Source organism: Clostridium porci, assembly GCF_009696375.1.
GTDB classification, from domain to species: domain Bacteria; phylum Bacillota; class Clostridia; order Lachnospirales; family Lachnospiraceae; genus Enterocloster; species Enterocloster porci.
Map to the genome: position 1 here is coordinate 1 of NZ_VUMD01000015.1, position 18,084 is coordinate 18,084.

Here is an 18,084-nt window from a genome sequence, read left to right on the forward strand (position 1 = left end):
TTACTGTACGGGCCTGGTTCTGATTTTGCAGCCGTTCCCGGTATTCCAGCATCTTTGCTTTTGTAATTTCCTCTCCATTTAAGAATTGAAGGAACCAAACCAGCTCATGGACATACTTTTGTATGGTTGCGTGAGATTTTTCATGTTCGGCCAAATAGGAGCGGTACTTCCTCAGGAGTTCATTGTAACTATTTTTCATAACTTCCACCTCTCTTAATATGATATAAACGTAGTATTCCTGAATCTTTTATACCGTATTCTTTGCGGGGGTAAAACGAAAGGATGAAGCAGCGCGTTTGCAGAGCTGCGCAGGGACGCGAACTGCCAAGAAGAAATCAGCGGGCGTATATGACATCTTTTTTATGGGGGCAGTAGAATAAGTCTCTAATCAAGAGTCGCCAGTTCTGGCGATTCCCTGGCAGGACGCACCAGCTTTACATTGAGGCCGTCGTAAATATCGTTCATTACATCACTCCAATCTGATTTTTAGGTAAGAAAAAAGCAGTCAATCCTAAGACTAACTGCTTTGTATATATCTGGTATATAGTTGTTAAATTGAGTTTATCAATTCTTGTACTTCATTAAAAAATCTGGATAAATGGAAACCATCTGCTACGGCATGATGAATATTCATTGTAAGAGGCATTATATATCTTTCTCGCTCTAATTCATATTTTCCCCAAGTAATAACTGGTGCAAGAAATTTTCCTTCGTCAAAAACATGAACATCAAAATGATTATATTTTACCCACGGCAAACAAGATACATCAAAAAAGTTCAAGGGTTGGTTTTCCACAAATGCACGTTCCATTTTATGTTTCTCTCTATCTAACATAAATCGTTCATGGAATTCAAATATGCTATCAGAAAAATCTGTAACCATTTTTGTGAAATTCTCATCTTCCTTATGAAATTCAGCATAGGACGGGGAAATATAGTCCCATTTAATTAAATTACCTTTATTGTCCCAACTATATTTAAACTCATCATGTTCATTAACAACCTTTGAAACAACCCATATCATAGCTGGATAAAATTTCAAATCATGACTCTTTGAAAATTCAATTAACTTTGTTACATCAATATCTACGGTTAAGCTCATAACGATACGCATATCATCAATGTAACTTTGAAACAATTTACCTCTATTCCATTTATTCAAATCAATTTTTGTATATTTATATTCCATGCCCATTCTCCTTTACATTTTGAAATTTAGTAAAATGCAAGGCTCTCTGGATAACATTTCACTCCATGCAAGTCTATTCCATTAAGCCTTGTATGGAGATAATACAATACCCAATTTCATAATATCCCTCCCTATCCAATAAACCTTAGTTTATTGTTTTCATACCTGCTCTTCAAAAAACTTCGCCTGAAAACCAATCCAGCGCTTATTCACTTCATCATAGATAGGATCTGTCTCCAATCCATGATTATTGGGATTCGCATGAAGATATCTAAACTGTTTATTTCCAGAGAGATTCTCATTGGCAAATAGCTGACGACATAAATCCTCAAACTTAAACCGAATCCCACGGGCATCATGATTATATGTACTAAAACTTTCCCAGTTTATTTGCATTTCTATCCCCTCACCTAATAAGTTCAAATCCTGGATATACCAAGTTTAGGCTTATTCTTTCTCTAAGTTACTTGCATGCGTATTATTTCATGAGATTTTCACTAACTATATTAGGGATAATCCCAATACCAATCTACATAGATTTTATCAACAATTTTTTATAACTTTTAAGTTCACTCTATCTTCCCATTTTATCAACATACTGCATAAAAGGGTCACCATTCTCTGGCAACCCGCCCATGCATTTCATCTTAAATTATGCGCCTCTTTTCCCATCTAAAGTACGCACTTCTTCCACTGTCAATTTTGAAAGTTTAGCAATCTGCTCATATGATAATTCACCCATCGCTAATAAATCTATTGCAAACCGTTTTCTCTCTTCCAACCGTGCTGTCAAAGCAGCCTCATTCCGCATATCTTCCATTGCCTTACACATTGCAGCCACTCCTTTCTCATCTTCCTTGAAATATCTTACACGTTCTGCCAATGTTCTATACTTCATATCCTTCGCATCTGTACACGAAAAATCACGCATCAGAATCCCTATGGGTGACTCATCCCGGTATGCACCGTTCACATATAAAATATATGCCTCATCGCCAAAATTCTCGCCGGTTTCTTTGATCACCCGGTGAATATGATAAATCGGCTGTCCCTTTCCCAGCACATCACGTTCTGCAATAAAGATCACATAAGTCTCTACCAGGTTCTCCAGCTTCTCTCCTGGCTCAGTCACATTGGCATCAATCAAACTGCTGTGATACCTGGCTCTCTTTGCTCCCGCACCACGATCTGCTCTCTGGATTTCCACATTGTACCTTTTCCCAGCGTGATCCGTGGCATAGATATAAAAAATAATCGATCTACCCTGCAAGTTTTTAAGCTGATGCTGAATCGCTACCTTTTCCACCTTCAGATCATCCCTGCCAAGCACAATCTGCAATACCAACTCCGTACACTCAATATTTTTCTTCAAAACAATTTGACATAAAGTCATCATCCATCAGGCGCAATCCCCGAAGGCGCTGCAGATCTTCCGGCCTGAATTTTTCTTCCCAATACTTACTCATATCTGCTCTTCCTTTCTCTGCCTGTTTTTATCAGAAGGGTATACTTCCCCTATCATACCTAAATTTTATCACAGGCACACTTTTGTTGCAAGATTCATTCCAATTCGTTTTATGTTTTTTAATCAGGCGGTCCCCACACTTCTTCTCTGATATCATTTTCTAATTTCCCCATACATCCAGCCTCTGCACCATTACGATCCCCGACCGGAACTGGATCTCTATCTTATTCTGATTGACAACCTTGACCGTCTGGATCAGGCGCCACACCAAGTCGTTATCGAATTCTCTGCTCAGCACCCCTGCTTTCTTCATATAAGCATCCATCTCTTCCACTCTTTGGTCATACGCTTCCGCCAGACGTTTTTCCTCCATGAGCTGCTCTTTCTTCTTTCTCAGATCCTTCAGTTTCTCCGTAACGCTTCGGTATTCCCGGTCAAAGGCTTCCTCTTTGCAGTTTCCCTTGGCACTTTCCTTTTTGATTTCAGAAACAGAAGCAACTCGTCAAATGTTGTTTCATCCTTATCATCAAATGCCGCTATTAACACTTGCATAAGTTCCCAATGTCAATGCACATGAAAAAACATGACCACCATTATAGTCCGTATGTTCTCCAATCAGATTCACTTGACCCGGTGCAAAATAAGTACGGATTCCATCACTTGCACCGTATATCTTCGTAAATTCATTCACTAATTTTGTTCTCATATGTTTACTCCTTTTAGGACTGCCCAACCTCCAGCTCGCTTTGGAAATAGGGCAGTCCCTTTACACTTTTAAACTACATCCTCAAACATACGATATAATTTTTTGTTAATTTCTTTCACTTCGTCTTCGACAAATTTCACTTCATCTCTGTCGTAAGTGAAAATACCATTGATTTCTTCTTCGATATCGCTGGTCTGTGTATAAATTGTACTGGAAAGACCATTCACAAGATTTGGATAAATCTCATTTTCCCAAAGTCTCTTGTAATTAGAAGTCAGTTCTTCTTTTGAATGATAAGACTGATATCCGAACTCTTTTTCACAGGCCAGATGACCTGGCATAGCATATGAATAACCGCCAAATTCAGTCAGGGCAACAACTCGGTCTTCCTGTGGTTTTACAGTAAGACCCGGTTTGTAATTGTGGATACTGTACATATCACCGCCCTGCTGGTCGAACCATCCACAGGCTTCATTAACAAATCTTGTCTTATCAAGACTTCGAATAAGTGCAGTTGCACGTCTCGCATCAAACTGTCCCCAGCCTTCGTTAAAAGGAACCCATACAGCGATAGATGGATGATTGTAAAGCTGCTCAATCATCGCTTCCAGGTCTCTGTAATACTGTGCTCTGCCTTCTTTGTCCTGTCGCTTAAACATGCCATAGAGGTTGTCACGAACTCCTCTTGCGAACCAGTCGAAAGCATTTGTAAGATATGTAACAAAGACCATATTGTAGTCTCCGCCGCCATTTGGCATATCCTGCCATACAATCATACCGATTTTATCGCAGTGATAATAGAAACGATCCGGTTCCACTTTAATATGTTTACGGATAGTATTAAAACCAAGTTCTTTCAGCTTTATGATATCGTATTTTAAAGCTTCATCCGTTGGATTTGTGAGAAGGCTTTCCGGCCAGTATCCCTGGTCGAGAATTCCGTTGAAGAAAAATGGTTTGTTGTTCATGAAAAATCTTAAGATTCCTTTGGAATCTTTCCCAACATGGAACTTTCTCATACCAAAATAGGACTGTACTTCATCTTCGCCAAAAACAACATTTAAATCATATAAATACGGATCATCCGGTGTCCATACATGCACCTGATCTAATTTAATAATAACATCTTTATTTGTCTCTACGATTTCTTCTTTCACAACATTTCCCTGTTCCAGAACACGAACTTTTGCTGTACCGGAAACATTGGTCTTGATATTAAGACGTACTGCCTTATCATCCAGTAAGGGAGTGATTTTAATCTTTTCAATATAATCTTTTGAAACACTTTCCATCCATACTGTTTCCCAAATACCACTTTGTGGAGTATAGAAAAGAGAGCCATATTTACCTTTTTTGACTAATTTCTGTTTTCCACGTGCATGTGGAGCTTCCTCTGTCATATCTTTTACACATAAAGTCAGTATATTTTCTCCATCCACAAGATAATCTGTGATGTCAAAATGGAACGCTGTATATCCTCCAATATGCTCCCCTAAAACATTTCCGTTCAATAAAACGGTGCATTCCTGATCAACCGCACCAAAATGGAGAAGAACACGTCCTTTATTAAAATCCTCTGGAATCGTAAATGATTTTCGATAATGTAAATAATCTTTAGGCATTACAATCTTTTTAACACCAGACAATTCTGTCTCTGGTGAAAATGGCACTAAAATCTTCCCGTCATATCGATTTGTTGTCTTTTCCTGGTTAATGCAATATTCCCATTCGCCATTCAGGTTAATAAAACTGTCTCTCACAAGATTTGGTCTTGGATATTCCGGCAGTACATTGGCGGCAGTTACCGTTTTGCCCCATTTACTCATCAATTGAATCATACGCTGTCCTCTCTCCCTTAGTCATTTTTCTTAGTCTTCTTTAAATTCTGGAATACTTCGGACTGTACACCTACAGAGATTAATACAAGTAAGCCCATGATTACTGACTGCCAGTGTACGGATACCTCTGGAAGATATGTGAAGATTGTATTAATTACGAAGTAAATCATAATACCAAAGAATGTTCCGGAGAATTTGCCCTCTCCACCGGATAATTTAACACCGCCAATCGCACACATAGCAATTGCATATGTCTCATAAACATTACCTGCACTAAGTGTTGCACTACCACTGCTTGATGCAAGAAGTACACCGGAAAATGCAGCAATGAGACCAGCGCAGATAAATGCTTTAATCTTAATTCTGTCTACATCAATACCCATCATGCGTGCTGCTTCTGTATTGCCGCCTACTGCATACATTCCCATACCGAACTTTGTATGTCTGCTGATAAACATGCATGTAAATACGAGGATAAAGAAGATTGGAATTAAGATGGACACACCTGCTTTTACACCAAGGAATCCTTTTAAGAACTTTGCGCTTGCAAAAGACATAATGCCTTCCGGAATTTCAACAGATGCTTTCGCAACGAGTGTAATCATACCACGAACCGCAAACATCATAGCAAGAGATGCAATCCAGGAAGAAATTCTCATCTTTGTATTCATATAACCAATAAGCGCACCGGATACTACACCAACCATAAGACCTGCAACAATACCAAGTACAGGATTAATCTGGCCGGTTGTACCCATAACAACACCACTTAAGGCAAATATAGCACCTACAGAAAGGTCGATTTCACCACAAAGGATAACAAAAGTCATACCAAAAGCAAGAAAACCACCGTTTTTCGCTGCTTTTAATAAAATATTTAAAACGTTTGGTACGGAAAGAAAGTTCTGATCCGCAAAAAGAATACTTGCTGCAATAACCAAAAGTAAAAATGCTAAAATAGTACTTTTGGAATAAAAGGAATTATAGAATTTTTTTATCTTGTTCATACTACCTAACCTCCTACTTCGCCTGTTCTCGCTGGATAAATACTGCGAATACGATAATAATCGCTTTGAAGATCTGTGCATATTCATCCGGAATGTTATTCATTACACAAGTAAGTGTGATCATCTGCATAATAAGAGCACCAATTACTGTTCCCATAACATGAGCTTTACCGCCACTCATCGGTGTTCCACCGATAACTACTGCTGCGATTGCATCAAGTTCTGCTAACTGACCTAAGGAGCTACCTGCGGCTACTGTTACTTTCGCTGCCTGGAATACACCTGCAAATGCTGCAAGAAGACCGGAAAGACCATATACGATCATTAATGTTTTTGCTGCATTGATACCTGCAAGAGAACTGGATTTGATACTGTCACCAACAGCCTGAATCTGTCTTCCTAGTACAGTCTTTTCTGCCATAACCCATACGATAGCAACCGCTAGAACGATAGGAACGATCTGAACAGGGATTACACCGCCGATTTTGTAAGAGCCCCAAAGTGCAAGCTGATCGCCAACTGCACCAAGTTTATTGAAGTAAATATCACGTCCGCCGCAGAGAACCTGTGCAGCACCACGCATTGTAAGCTGCATACCAAGTGTGATTACCATGGCCTGTAATTTTAATTTACCTACGAAGAAACCGTTGATGCATCCAATTGCAGTACATACAACCAGCGCCATAATAAGGGCAGGAACCAGACCGAATTCAGTCATAAATTTTGCTGTTAATACACCGGAAACAGCCATGATAGATCCTACGGAAATATCGATACCGCCAGTGGAAATAACAAGAGTCATACCCATACCGCAAAGGATAGCAGGGCAGATCTGTGTGATAATGTTATTTAAGTTACTGATAGCGAAAAAATTCTTTGTAAATAAAGAGTTGAAAAGAACGAAGCATAAAAGCATCGCTATCGCGCTGTACTGCTTAATCAAAGCCATTTTATCTTCTTTTGTCTTAGCCATTGATCGTTCCCTCACTTTCGCTGCCTTTTGCAATCAGTTCCATAATCTTTGTCTGATCGATAGCAGTATCAATTACTTCACCAACCGCTTTACCATCTCTCATAACTACAACTCTGTCACAGTTACGTTCTAATTCTGCGATTTCGGAAGAAATCATAAGTACAGAGATCCCCTGATCGGAAAGTTCCTGAATCAGGATTTCAATCTCAGCCTTCGCACCAACGTCGATACCACGTGTAGGTTCGTCAAGAATCATTAATTTTGGATTCATGCACATCCATCTTGCAAGAAGAACCTTCTGCTGGTTACCACCACTTAAGTTTTTAATAAGCTGTTCCGGAGTTGGAGTTTTGATTTTTAATCTTTCGATATATGTTTTTGCAATTTCGTCCTGTTTTTTCTGATCAACAAAACCGTTTTTCTGTAATTTAGGAAGAAGGGCAATTGTCATATTTTCCTTTACGGAAAGGTTTGGAATAATGCCTTCTGTCTTACGGTCTTCTGTACAGAAACCAATACCTATGTTAATAGCATCGATTGGTTTTTTGATGTTTGCAGGTTCGCCCCACCAGAATACTTCACCTGCATCCGGTTTTGTAGAACCAAATAATACATTAGCAAGCTCGCTTCGTCCGGAACCAAGAAGACCGGAAAGACCAACGATTTCACCTTTTTTGATTGTAAGGTCGATTCCATTCAGTCTCATGCCCTGTTCGATGTTTTTCATCTCAACAATCTTGTCTGCGTTTTCAAAAGCATAGCCTGTTTTCTTTCTTTCTAATTTAACAGTGTCTTTTCCAACCATTAAAGAAATCAGTCTGAACTGATCCAAATCTTTAATGTCATAATCGCCAACATACTCACCGTCTTTAAATACAGTAAGTCTGTCTACGATTTCAAAGATTTCATCTAATTTATGGCTGATGAAGATAACACTGATTCCGTCCTCTTTTAATTTCCTGATAATACGGAATAATACCGCAACTTCCTGTTTATCTAAGGAAGATGTTGGTTCGTCAAGGATAATTAATTTTGCATTGATACTTACAGCTCTTGCAATAGCAACCATCTGCTGGATCGCTGTGGAATAATTGCTGAGAGGTTTTGTAACGTCTACATCAATTCCTAAATCTTTTAAGATTCTTTCCGCTTCGGAAATCATTTTCTTACGGTCAACAGAACCGAATTTTGTTCTTGGCTCACGGCCGATGAATAAGTTCTCATATACAGTCTGAAATAATACTAAGTTTAATTCCTGGTATACTGTAGAGATACCTTCCTCGTTTGCTTCAATCGGTGTTTTGCAATCGATTTCTTTTCCATCAAATACGATTGTACCGCCATTTTTCTGGTAAATACCTGTTAAAACCTTAATAAGTGTAGATTTACCAGCACCGTTTTCTCCCATAAGAGAATGAACTTCTCCCTTGTTTACTGTAAGATTAACGCCTTTTAAGGCACGTACACCAGGGAAAGTCTTTTCCAATCCTCTGATCTCCAGTAAAGCTTCTGACATGTCTTTGCTCCTTTCTCTGCCTGTTACCTTTTTCATAACATAATTTACATCGTTAAAAATGTGTCTGCGACACTTCAACTCCCTAACCCTCAATTTTGAGGGAATTAGGGAGTTCCTTTTATATCATTTTTCCTTTTTTCTCAAAGACCTCTCTCTTTTGAATTGTCTTTTCTCTGCCGTCCGTAGTGTCATTTTGCGTATGTTCCACAAAATCAATAAATCTAAAAAGTTCACACCCGGTATCATTTGTGTCTTACATACTTTCGGGCGTTTCTTACAATGGAATCCCCACATCCACTGTCTTGTTTCTGAAGGTGGTGTTAGCGATGATGGGTTCTGGCGCAAAACCGATTTCTTCAGCTACACTTATCTTCGCAATGCTTTCTGTACTGCTTTATTAAATATGATGGAAACAAAGCTTGGTCCTTCCTTCAAAGCAATGAAAGGATATATTTATAAGCATTGTAAAAATGGCTTCTATATTTGGGGTAAACCTAATCTTTGTGACCCTAAAACAATTACTAAATATATTGGCCGATATTTAGGACGTCTTGTTACCGCCACCTCGCGCATTGATGCTTATGATGGTGAATATGTTACTTACCATTACAATCGTCATGAAGACAATAAACTGTACCAGGCCGTTTCAAAAGAAGCACATAAAATCTTTTTAGATTTTAATCGTTGGAGAACTGCAATTCTTTCTGTGTTTGGTTACGATCCACTAAAGTGTCCTCACTGCGGAAAGGCCATGCTTCTCTTTGAACTCTACTACAACCATAAACCTATTTCTTTGCAAGAATTATATGAAAGGTCAAAAGCCAAACACCTATGATAAAATTTGAATATCATATTTTGAATGGAGACAATGACTATGGAAATCATTACGGAAGAACAACTTGCAAAGGAACTCAGAACTAAATACATCAAAAATCCGCCAGAAGGCATGACCTCATCAATGATTAAAGAAATGAGCGATAATGAACTTCTTGATATGGATTACTTTTTACATGAAGAAGACATCGATTTCGGTGGGGAATGTGAAGAAGGCTTTTATATCTTCTAATTCACATTACCTTAATTTTCTGCGCCCACTTCCACGCAAGCTTTTTTTCATCCCTAGTCCTCCGCCAGGAGAACTTTCCTATTAAAAATAAAAAAGGACCACTGCAAAATGAACGTATTCCTTTTGCAGCAATCCTTATAGATTATGTTACAATCTTAGAATCCAACAGATACGTCTACATTATCAATTGTATAAAGTGTATCAGGATTAACAATATGTGCGTCTACTGTTTCACCAGCGATAATTTTTCCGATTGTTTCAACTACGATAGGTCCGAAGTATGGTGTACATGTACAAGAAGCTAGCTGTGTTCCTCTCTGTACTGCTTCTAATGCAGCGCGAGTTCCGTCTACACCCATTGTAAGGATGTCTTCACCTGGTTTAAGACCAGCTGCTGCGATAGCGTTCATTGCACCCTGAACCATATCATCTGTTACAGCGTAAACTGCATCGATGTTTTCTCCACCCTGAGCCTGGATGATGTTTTCCATAACTGCCTGAGCTTTGTCCATTAACCATTCGCCGTCCTGTTCAGCTACGATATTGAAAGCGATGCCGGATGCTTCTAATGTATCAACGAAACCGTCCTGTCTTTCTGTAGATGTAGAAGAGTCATAACCACCATTGATAACTACAACGTTTCCACCTTCTGGAAGAGCTTCGATTAACGCTTTTGCACACTGTTCGCCTTCCCATACGAAGTCAGATGCGATAGATGTTGTGAAGTGAACACCAACATCACCTTTGATTGCACGGTCAACTAAGATTACAGGGATTTCTGCTTCCATAGCTTCCTGAAGTGCGCCCTGAAGACCATTGTCCTCTAATGGAGCAACTACTAAGTAATCAACGTTTGCTGCTACTAAGTCACGGATATCAGATTCCTGAGTAGCGATGTCGCCACCTGCATCTTTAACGATGAATTTTCCGCCTGCTGCTTCAACAGATTCTTTGATACTGTCTGTTTCCGTTGTTCTCCAGGAAGACATGCTGTCTGTCTGAGAGAATCCAACTGTTTTTCCTGCAAGAGGGCCTTCGTTGCCGTCAGCCGCATCGTTGCCTGCGCCTCCGCCACATGCTGCTAAAGAAAATACCATAACAGCAGCAAGTAAAAATGCTACGAGTTTTTTGAGTTTCATAATTTTGTCCTCCTTAGACACAATTGTTTATTTCATATTTTATGATACATAACTCCTCAAATCTTGACAATAATAAATCTTTCTTTTTCATTTTTTTCTACTTTTTCACTAAAATACTTGCATTTGTTTTGTTTTTATCTTATATTCATTATATAAATACTGTATCTATTTTCCATTTGAAATATTTTTGTTGCACAAAATAAGATAGGAGATACCATATTATGATAAAAAGGAGAAAACATAACATCACCATAAGTAAACCGCGCGACACAGTTTTATACATCGGAAATGAAGACCATACAGACAGAATAACCAAAATCGGCAAAGCAATTTCTTCTCCGATCCGCCTTCAGATCCTCGACTTAATCAAGAGTTCCCCCCTATCACTGCAGGAAATTGCAGACACTCTACACATTCCTCTCTCTTCTACTGTACTTCATGTGCATAAGTTAGAGGACGCCAAATTAGTCGTGACAGAGAAGCAGCCCGGCATCCGCGGCACTATGAGAGTCTGTGTCTCTGCATTTAACAGTTTCACATTAGCAAGTCTTAATAACACTTTAGATTCAGTCGAGAAAACGGTATCTGTAGAGATGCCTATCGGCAATTATTTTGCTTTCAATATCACTCCATTCTGTGGTATGGCTGACGAAAATGGTGCCATCGGCTCCTACGACTCTATATACAGTTTTTATTCACCACAAAGAACCAGAGCACAGCTTGTGTGGTTTACGAAAGGATACCTGGAATACCGTTTCCCAAACATCATTAATCCTCTGCTCAGGCTCAGTGCCATCTCCTTTAGTATGGAGCTTTGTTCCGAAGCCGCCGGATTTTCAGAGCATTATCCTTCTGACATCACTATTCTGATTAATGACATCGAGATTGCCACTTATACAAGTCCCGGTGATTTTGGCGCCCGCAGAGGTAAAATCACACCAAAGACATGGGCAAACGGGCAGACACAGTACGGTCTTTTAAAAACATTCTTCGCGCGAAAAGATGGCTGCTATATCGACGGACATCTTCAGAACATGAAGACAACCCTTAATGATCTAAATCTGAAAGATTACCCTTACATCTCTTTGAAGATTGCTATCAAAGACGATGCAAAGCACATTGGCGGAATTAACCTTTTCGGCAAAACATTTGGTGATTATCCGCAGGATATTATTATGAATATTATTTATGAATAATCGAGTAGGAGGGAAAATTCAAAATAAATTTTCCCGGCCTCTGCTTTTACATCGTTTTCTTTTAAATTGTCCGTTATCATCAGTTACAACAACATGACTTTCGCCCGTCGTCTTGCTTGTGATCCTAAACGGAACATCTGCAAGACGCTTGTGCGAACCTGCACCAATTTTTACGCCCTCAATATCGCCACGTTTAATCTGGTTATAGATAGAGTGGGCTTCGTCAGTCAAATCAACGATTTTTCCATTCTCTGTGATTTCAAAATCAATCGGCTTTGCACCGTCAGTCAAATATCCCTCTGGCGGTTTTTGTTCAGACAATCTGTATTTTCCGTAAGGTAATAGGTCAGCAGAAGTAGAAGCGATACCCTCAATGTCGGTATGGATTGTCTTTAACACTTCATTTTTCTTGTATAACTTGCCCCCAACTAAGACGGCATTCTCATTTAAGGAAATGATTTCAAAGGCGGTATCTTTCAAAGTCGCACCGCCTTGAGCTTTCGTGTCTTTGGTTTCTAAATCTCGTTTCTGGATTTTCACACCGCCACGAATGACTTTATCAGAAACATGGTATTGATTGCTTCCAGACAATACGGCAAGGTCGCCGTCCTCTGTAATCTGTGTCAGATACATTCCTTTTATCTGTTCTTCGCTACCGTCAGCCTGCATATACGCACCCTCTAACAAGTAACCCGACGGACTTTTTGTTTCCTCAACAGTTAGTGTTCCTAATGGAAGTACGTTTTTACCGTCCTGCGTATAGAAGCTGTCCCCAGATACTTTATATTTGTCAGCTAAACGAGTAATGTAATGGATAGCACCGTCGCTGTCTTTTTCAGCGATAGTCTTTGTTATCCATGTACGAGTTGCTTCGGCAGGAAGATTATCCTTGTTGTAGTAGCCAGCGTAGAAGTTCCATGTAAACTCTGCTCCCTCTAAAGAAGCGTTTCCTTGTGGATTGGATTTCTGTGTTTCCATGTCAATCTTGAAAAGCTCAATCAAGGTATCTGTTACCTTTGGAGTATCAGATACTTTCAAGGTTGCCGTCTTTCCAGCCTCCACACTCAAACTGTAAATAGTTTCATCAATTTTAAATCCTGCTGGTGCAGAAAGTTCCTTGATATATACTGTACTGGCTCTTACTTCAACGGCTTCTGTATTTCCGCTGGTATCTGTCGTAAGAGTGGCAAGCTGTTTCGTGCAGTCTTTATCAGAATACACACCATACGTTGCACCAGCGATAGAGTAAATCCCGTTGCCGTCTGTAATATTGGCGTTGGTGGAAGTCTTTTGAAGTTTGGCATTTCCGACAGCTAACTTCGCCCAGAATTGTCCTAATTCCTGCCCCTCGCCAGAGTAGATATAACCGCCACATTCATAGCGTCCTTTATTTTCTTTCACAAACGCTTTTGCACCAGCAAAAACTTCATCTTGTATTGCCTTTGGTATTTCATCATAAGAAGCTCGCACATTATCACATTGCCAGCCTAAATGAACACTTAATCTTTGCCAGACAACAAGCTGTCTTAAAAGGTAAGCGTGATTTTTACTGATTTCACTATGACTATCCGTGTATTGCTTCACATATTCAATAGATAAGGCAACGTCGCTTATCTGCTCGGCACTCATACGGGAACTTGCGTCAGTTCTGGTCTTATAGCCGTTTTTAAAGTCTGTGTTAATGTCAATACAGTAAGCGTCCTCGCCCTCAACGGTCAAATGTCCCTCGTTAAAGGTAGAACCAATCGAACCGTCATTCATTACTTTTTCAACGATACCAACACGTTCCTCTGATTCCGTCCAATATTGCTTGCTTTCTGCATGGACGGCTGTACTCGGTAAGGCAGTAACGACAGTCGCAAGGGCAAGTACGCCCGTACACAATCGTTTCAATATCTTTTTCATAATTCTAAAAACTCCTTTCATTTTGGGTAAAAAAATAGACGCTCATTTCTGAACGTCTGCATTGAAAAGGGATACTCTTTTTACAAGTACCCCTCAAATTCAATATTTAATTTGTTGTGTTCCCACACTCTATATCAACAACTACTGAAACATTGATATAGTTTTTTATCTCTTTATTTCTGATTTTATCGCCCTCACTTGTAAAGACGATATGCTTAAAAAAGTACCTAAAATTAAGGATTTCTACGAGTTTTTCCTTTGTAGCAACACAATAGTCTCCACATGGGTAGAGGTGGTAAAAAGAATGCCAAGAGGGTATTTTCTCCCCTTGGCGGAATGTTTAAATCCACTTAAAATGATTGCCAAATAATATATGTTCGTAGGCTTTCATATTTGTAGACTAAATATTAAGTAAATAATACTAATATTAATGTGTTATGCCGAATGCCTTTTATTCAAAGGAATTATCTCTAATAACTTAAAACACTGCCTATACGGTTGTAATTCATCTCTAATGAATCTGAAGTCCTGAAAATCAATCTCCGTCTTTTTATCTCTTGCATCAAAAATCGCCAAGCACCCACACCTTAAGCTTGCTTCAGAAGTGTTCATCAATTCTTGTATGTATTCTAGCGATTGAGTTACTCCTTCCCTTGCCCTATAATCAGTATATGGTTGTGTCAATCCAGTGCCTGTATCATTTATAGCCACTCCAAGCCACTTGATTTCTATAAAATACATTTCACCTTTGACATCAAAATATATATCTAGCTCCCTTTTAGATTGTCCTAATTCAGGCTCTATTGTAAAAGTGTATCGCATATGCTCGTTTAAATAGTTTTTCAGGTGATCTCTCATATATTGCTCAGGCTTATTTTTCAAAATATTTCGCTTCACATATGATGCATCTATTTGTTTTAATGTTGGATTATCCGCAAAAAAACACATATAATTGACTTGTTGACTAACATTTTCCATCGAATATTCCCTAATAACCTGATCCAATTGCGATATATCTTTCTTCTCAAGGAATCGCTTCCTATCTTCACTGGAATAAAATATATTAGAATCCTCCATAGCACATCCACTAATATAGCGCGTAATCCCGCCTTCACCAAAAAAGAATACAAAATTTTTTGAGGATAGAGACATTAACTCTTGTTTCATTTTTTCTGTGGTATAATCTTTATAGCAGTTATTAATTATATTATCTTCAGCATCAATTTCAATAAAATTAGATGTATTGATCTTTTTAGATATTTCTTCAAATTTGCTTTGCACCTTGTCAAATTTTATATTGTCAATCAAAGATGTATTTAAATAAATACAAAAATATGACTTCTTATTCACTCTATCATCCCACATTTTTTGCATAATTCCCTTATAAAGGAATTGATAATTTCGATTGTTCTCAGTTTCGTCTTTTAAGGATTCTAGAATTTTACTTACTTCATCATACGTAAATTTCATAATTATTCTCCTCTTAAAACTCTTCCAAAAACATATTCAAAATACATCTCTAGATATTTTCTATTATTCAAATCAATGTTAACACTTAAATGGTCTTCAAATGATTTCTTAAAATCGTTTAAAAATTTAACTGTTTCATTATTCTCACCAATATCTAAATTATAGCAAAGTTCCTTATTAGAATCTAATGAAACTCTATATTCTGGATCTCTGAAAATAAAATCATATATTTTATCTTCTCCATATATTCCGATAATATATGATATATCCTCAATCCAACTACACTTCTCTTCAAAAAAAGGAATATCTGTAAATTTTTCTTCATAAGTATAATTTACCAATTTATATCCATCTTCATCGTGCAATATAGCTTCATTGCTCTCAAGATTTATCAATGCATTCTGAACTATTGCCTCTTCTGGCCCACTCAACGTTATATTGAAATGATAATTGTCTTCAAATATATTTTTATGTTGTGGAAACCTAAAAGAATATACTACAGAAGCCATATATATAATTCTATTTATTGATGTCTCACGAATACTACTCCATCCGACTTGTTTCATATTTTTAATAACAAGATAGACATCTCCACTTATTATCATCAAGTCTTCATGTTTGTCCATATATAATCTCCTCAATTTCCTTCGCTAACTCTTGCAAAGCCAAATGTTGTTTTTGCACCTTTGAAGCTTTACCATAACGTAATAAGTTAAGTACACTAACTCTCTTTGTTCTATTTAGAATGGCTTTTATAAATGTGCTATTATTTAAATTAGAAGTTAAAATCAAAGAATTCGGTCGTTCAATATATTTTAATAATGTATTAGCTGCATTCTCTTCATATGAAATATCTAAACTACTATCTGGAGTTTCGCAAATATAAAAGGTTGGACATTCATAGAAATAACCCAAAATACTCATTCTAAAAAAATAATCCACAAAAAAACGTTGTGATTCAGACAACTCATCTTCATCAAACCTCAATTTTCCATCTATTACGGGGATAAATCTCTTCGATTTTGCATTTCCAGGTAAATCAAATGTCAAAAAACATGGAACATGCAGAAATGCCTCCGCAAAATTTTCAAAAATAGAGGAAATACTTTTTGTACTCTTTATAAGGTCTTCTTCTATCCTTTTTACTATTTCTTTTCCTTCTTCACGACATTTCTCGCTTAAAATAGATGCCCTTTCTTTTTCCATAGAAAGTTCCTCCAACCGCTCCATCATAGCAATATAAGAAGATTCTTCCTTTGCTTTATCATTTTTGCTTTCTTCTGCATCTTCGATAGCTCTTAGCTGAGTTCTATTTTTAAATAAATCAACTTTTATTTTTCTAACTTCTGAATCTAAAATTTTCAGTTCCCCTTCTTGAGCAACAATAAAAACTTCATTTTTCTTTCTCTCTTCAGATAAGCTATTTATGTCAATTCTTAATTGTTTAATCAGTTCACTATCCTCTTTAGTTTGAACAAGAGAAGAATGGCAAAGAAAACACTTATCTTCATTATTAAATAAATTATTTTCGTCCTCACCAATTATCGAATTACACATTGGGCACAATTGATTAGAAAATATCTGTTTCTTATAGATATTATATTTAGGATTTACCCCTATCCAATACTCTTTATCTTGCTTGCTTTCTTCTTTCTCCTTTAATTTCTCTTTTTCGTTGATACTACTAGATATATCGGATACTTTCTTATATAATCTGGAAACTTCTTTTTGAATCTCATTCCTACTTGATTGCATATTTACAAGGTTTTTTTCCAATGTTTCTATTTTTTCTACTAATTCAAGCTTTTTATCTTTACCTGCATTTTGCGAATTATTTTCTGCATCTATTCGCTTCACCACCCTATTAATTGCCTTTATTTCCTCTTGTCTGTGGCGCGCTATACTATCTTGATATTTTGCCTCAAAATTAAGTTCTTTTCTTTTTGTCTCTAACTCTGGATTATTTAAATAATTGCTATGCAATCTGTCTTGAGCTTCTTCTGACCAAAGAACATTTTTTCTAGCCTCATCGAATAACAATATTTGGTTAATAAAAAAAATAAAATCATTAAAATCAGAAAGATTAGCCTTTTTCCTCACTTTTTCCTCATAATTAAACTGTAGATACTTTTCTTTCTCTTCATCAGATGAATTTTCATATCTTGCGTATTTATCTTGTTTTATGGCTTCCCCTTCAATACAATAAACCTTACCATTTTCTGTATAGGTTGCAGAAAGCAACTCTGTGTTATAAAGACTTCTTCTTACTGTAAAAGCTGTATCTTTAATATCAAAAAACAATTCAACATATCCGTCTTTGTCTGTTGCTTCTTCTTTCGTCCGATTTCTAAAATAGGTATTACAATTGGTATAAACTTCTCTAGTAAATCGTTTTTCATTATTATAGTTTCTCACTGTCAAATCGTTTTTATACAAGCCAATAAGTGCATATTTAACAATATTAATAAATGTTGTTTTTCCAACGCCATTTCCACCTATAATTAAATTGACGCCTTCAATAAAGTCATACTCAATATCCTTATTATACAGAGAATAATTTACAATTTTTACTTTTTTTAATGTTGGTAAATAAATAGTATTTTTCATTATATTT

General features: G+C 37.3%; 14 protein-coding genes and 4 pseudogenes. 3 read left to right on the plus strand and 15 right to left on the minus strand.

Going from position 1 to position 18,084, the window contains the following annotated elements:
- From FYJ39_RS15020 to FYJ39_RS15065, 10 genes and pseudogenes are all read right to left on the minus strand, one after another.
- A pseudogene (locus FYJ39_RS15020) lies at positions 1-199 on the minus strand (tyrosine-type recombinase/integrase); the annotation flags it as partial.
- 351 nt (positions 200-550) lie between these two features.
- Positions 551-1,189 (minus strand): CatA-like O-acetyltransferase, encoded by a 639-nt coding sequence (locus FYJ39_RS15025; protein WP_154473275.1) that lies wholly within the window; start codon positions 1,187-1,189, stop codon positions 551-553.
- Between the two features lie 159 nt (positions 1,190-1,348).
- The gene (locus FYJ39_RS15030) at positions 1,349-1,585 is read right to left on the minus strand and encodes a hypothetical protein (RefSeq protein WP_154473276.1); all 237 of its coding nucleotides are present in this window, start codon (positions 1,583-1,585) and stop codon (positions 1,349-1,351) included.
- A 256-nt stretch (positions 1,586-1,841) separates the two neighbouring features.
- Complete coding sequence (locus tag FYJ39_RS15035) at positions 1,842-2,519, minus strand: PD-(D/E)XK nuclease family transposase (protein WP_407923856.1); 678 nt, start codon at positions 2,517-2,519, stop codon at positions 1,842-1,844.
- Positions 2,520-2,814: 295 nt separating this feature from the next.
- On the minus strand, positions 2,815-3,027 hold the full coding sequence (locus FYJ39_RS15040; protein ID WP_154473277.1) for a hypothetical protein: 213 nt from the start codon (positions 3,025-3,027) through the stop codon (positions 2,815-2,817).
- A 168-nt stretch (positions 3,028-3,195) separates the two neighbouring features.
- Positions 3,196-3,360, minus strand: a pseudogene (locus tag FYJ39_RS15045) (galactokinase family protein); the annotation flags it as partial.
- Between the two features lie 68 nt (positions 3,361-3,428).
- On the minus strand, positions 3,429-5,198 hold the full coding sequence (locus FYJ39_RS15050; protein ID WP_154473279.1) for a glycoside hydrolase family 2 protein: 1,770 nt from the start codon (positions 5,196-5,198) through the stop codon (positions 3,429-3,431).
- 17 nt (positions 5,199-5,215) lie between these two features.
- Positions 5,216-6,205, minus strand: a complete 990-nt coding sequence (locus tag FYJ39_RS15055) for an ABC transporter permease (RefSeq protein WP_154473280.1) — start codon at positions 6,203-6,205, stop codon at positions 5,216-5,218.
- 13 nt (positions 6,206-6,218) lie between these two features.
- On the minus strand, positions 6,219-7,178 hold the full coding sequence (locus tag FYJ39_RS15060) for an ABC transporter permease (protein WP_154473281.1): 960 nt from the start codon (positions 7,176-7,178) through the stop codon (positions 6,219-6,221).
- Positions 7,171-8,694, minus strand: a complete 1,524-nt coding sequence (locus FYJ39_RS15065; RefSeq protein ID WP_154473282.1) for a sugar ABC transporter ATP-binding protein — start codon at positions 8,692-8,694, stop codon at positions 7,171-7,173. The genes FYJ39_RS15060 and FYJ39_RS15065 overlap by 8 nt, the downstream gene beginning before the upstream one ends.
- A 133-nt stretch (positions 8,695-8,827) precedes the next feature.
- Between FYJ39_RS15065 and FYJ39_RS15070 the strand changes: the two are divergent.
- Both FYJ39_RS15070 and FYJ39_RS15075 read left to right on the plus strand, forming a co-directional pair.
- Positions 8,828-9,529, plus strand: a pseudogene (locus FYJ39_RS15070) (IS91 family transposase); the annotation flags it as partial.
- Between the two features lie 39 nt (positions 9,530-9,568).
- Complete coding sequence (locus tag FYJ39_RS15075) at positions 9,569-9,760, plus strand: hypothetical protein (RefSeq protein WP_154473284.1); 192 nt, start codon at positions 9,569-9,571, stop codon at positions 9,758-9,760.
- A gap of 155 nt (positions 9,761-9,915) precedes the next feature.
- Here FYJ39_RS15075 and FYJ39_RS15080 read toward each other — a convergent pair whose 3' ends face one another.
- Complete coding sequence (locus FYJ39_RS15080; RefSeq protein ID WP_154473285.1) at positions 9,916-10,899, minus strand: ABC transporter substrate-binding protein; 984 nt, start codon at positions 10,897-10,899, stop codon at positions 9,916-9,918.
- 221 nt (positions 10,900-11,120) lie between these two features.
- Between FYJ39_RS15080 and FYJ39_RS15085 the strand changes: the two genes are divergently transcribed.
- Entirely contained in the window at positions 11,121-12,095 is a 975-nt protein-coding gene (locus FYJ39_RS15085) for an ArsR/SmtB family transcription factor (protein ID WP_154473286.1), read from the plus strand.
- Between the two features lie 63 nt (positions 12,096-12,158).
- Here the strand turns inward: FYJ39_RS15085 and FYJ39_RS15090 are convergent.
- The 4 genes and pseudogenes from FYJ39_RS15090 to FYJ39_RS15105 all read right to left on the minus strand — a co-directional run.
- A pseudogene (locus tag FYJ39_RS15090) lies at positions 12,159-14,000 on the minus strand (SrtB-anchored collagen-binding adhesin); the annotation flags it as partial.
- 435 nt (positions 14,001-14,435) lie between these two features.
- Positions 14,436-15,470: a hypothetical protein gene (locus FYJ39_RS15095; protein WP_154473287.1), complete on the minus strand. Its 1,035-nt coding sequence runs from the start codon at positions 15,468-15,470 to the stop codon at positions 14,436-14,438.
- Between the two features lie 2 nt (positions 15,471-15,472).
- On the minus strand, positions 15,473-16,096 hold the full coding sequence (locus FYJ39_RS15100; RefSeq protein WP_154473288.1) for a hypothetical protein: 624 nt from the start codon (positions 16,094-16,096) through the stop codon (positions 15,473-15,475).
- Complete coding sequence (locus tag FYJ39_RS15105; protein ID WP_154473289.1) at positions 16,083-18,077, minus strand: hypothetical protein; 1,995 nt, start codon at positions 18,075-18,077, stop codon at positions 16,083-16,085. The genes FYJ39_RS15100 and FYJ39_RS15105 overlap by 14 nt, the downstream gene beginning before the upstream one ends.
- Between the last annotated feature and the right edge of the window lie 7 nt (positions 18,078-18,084).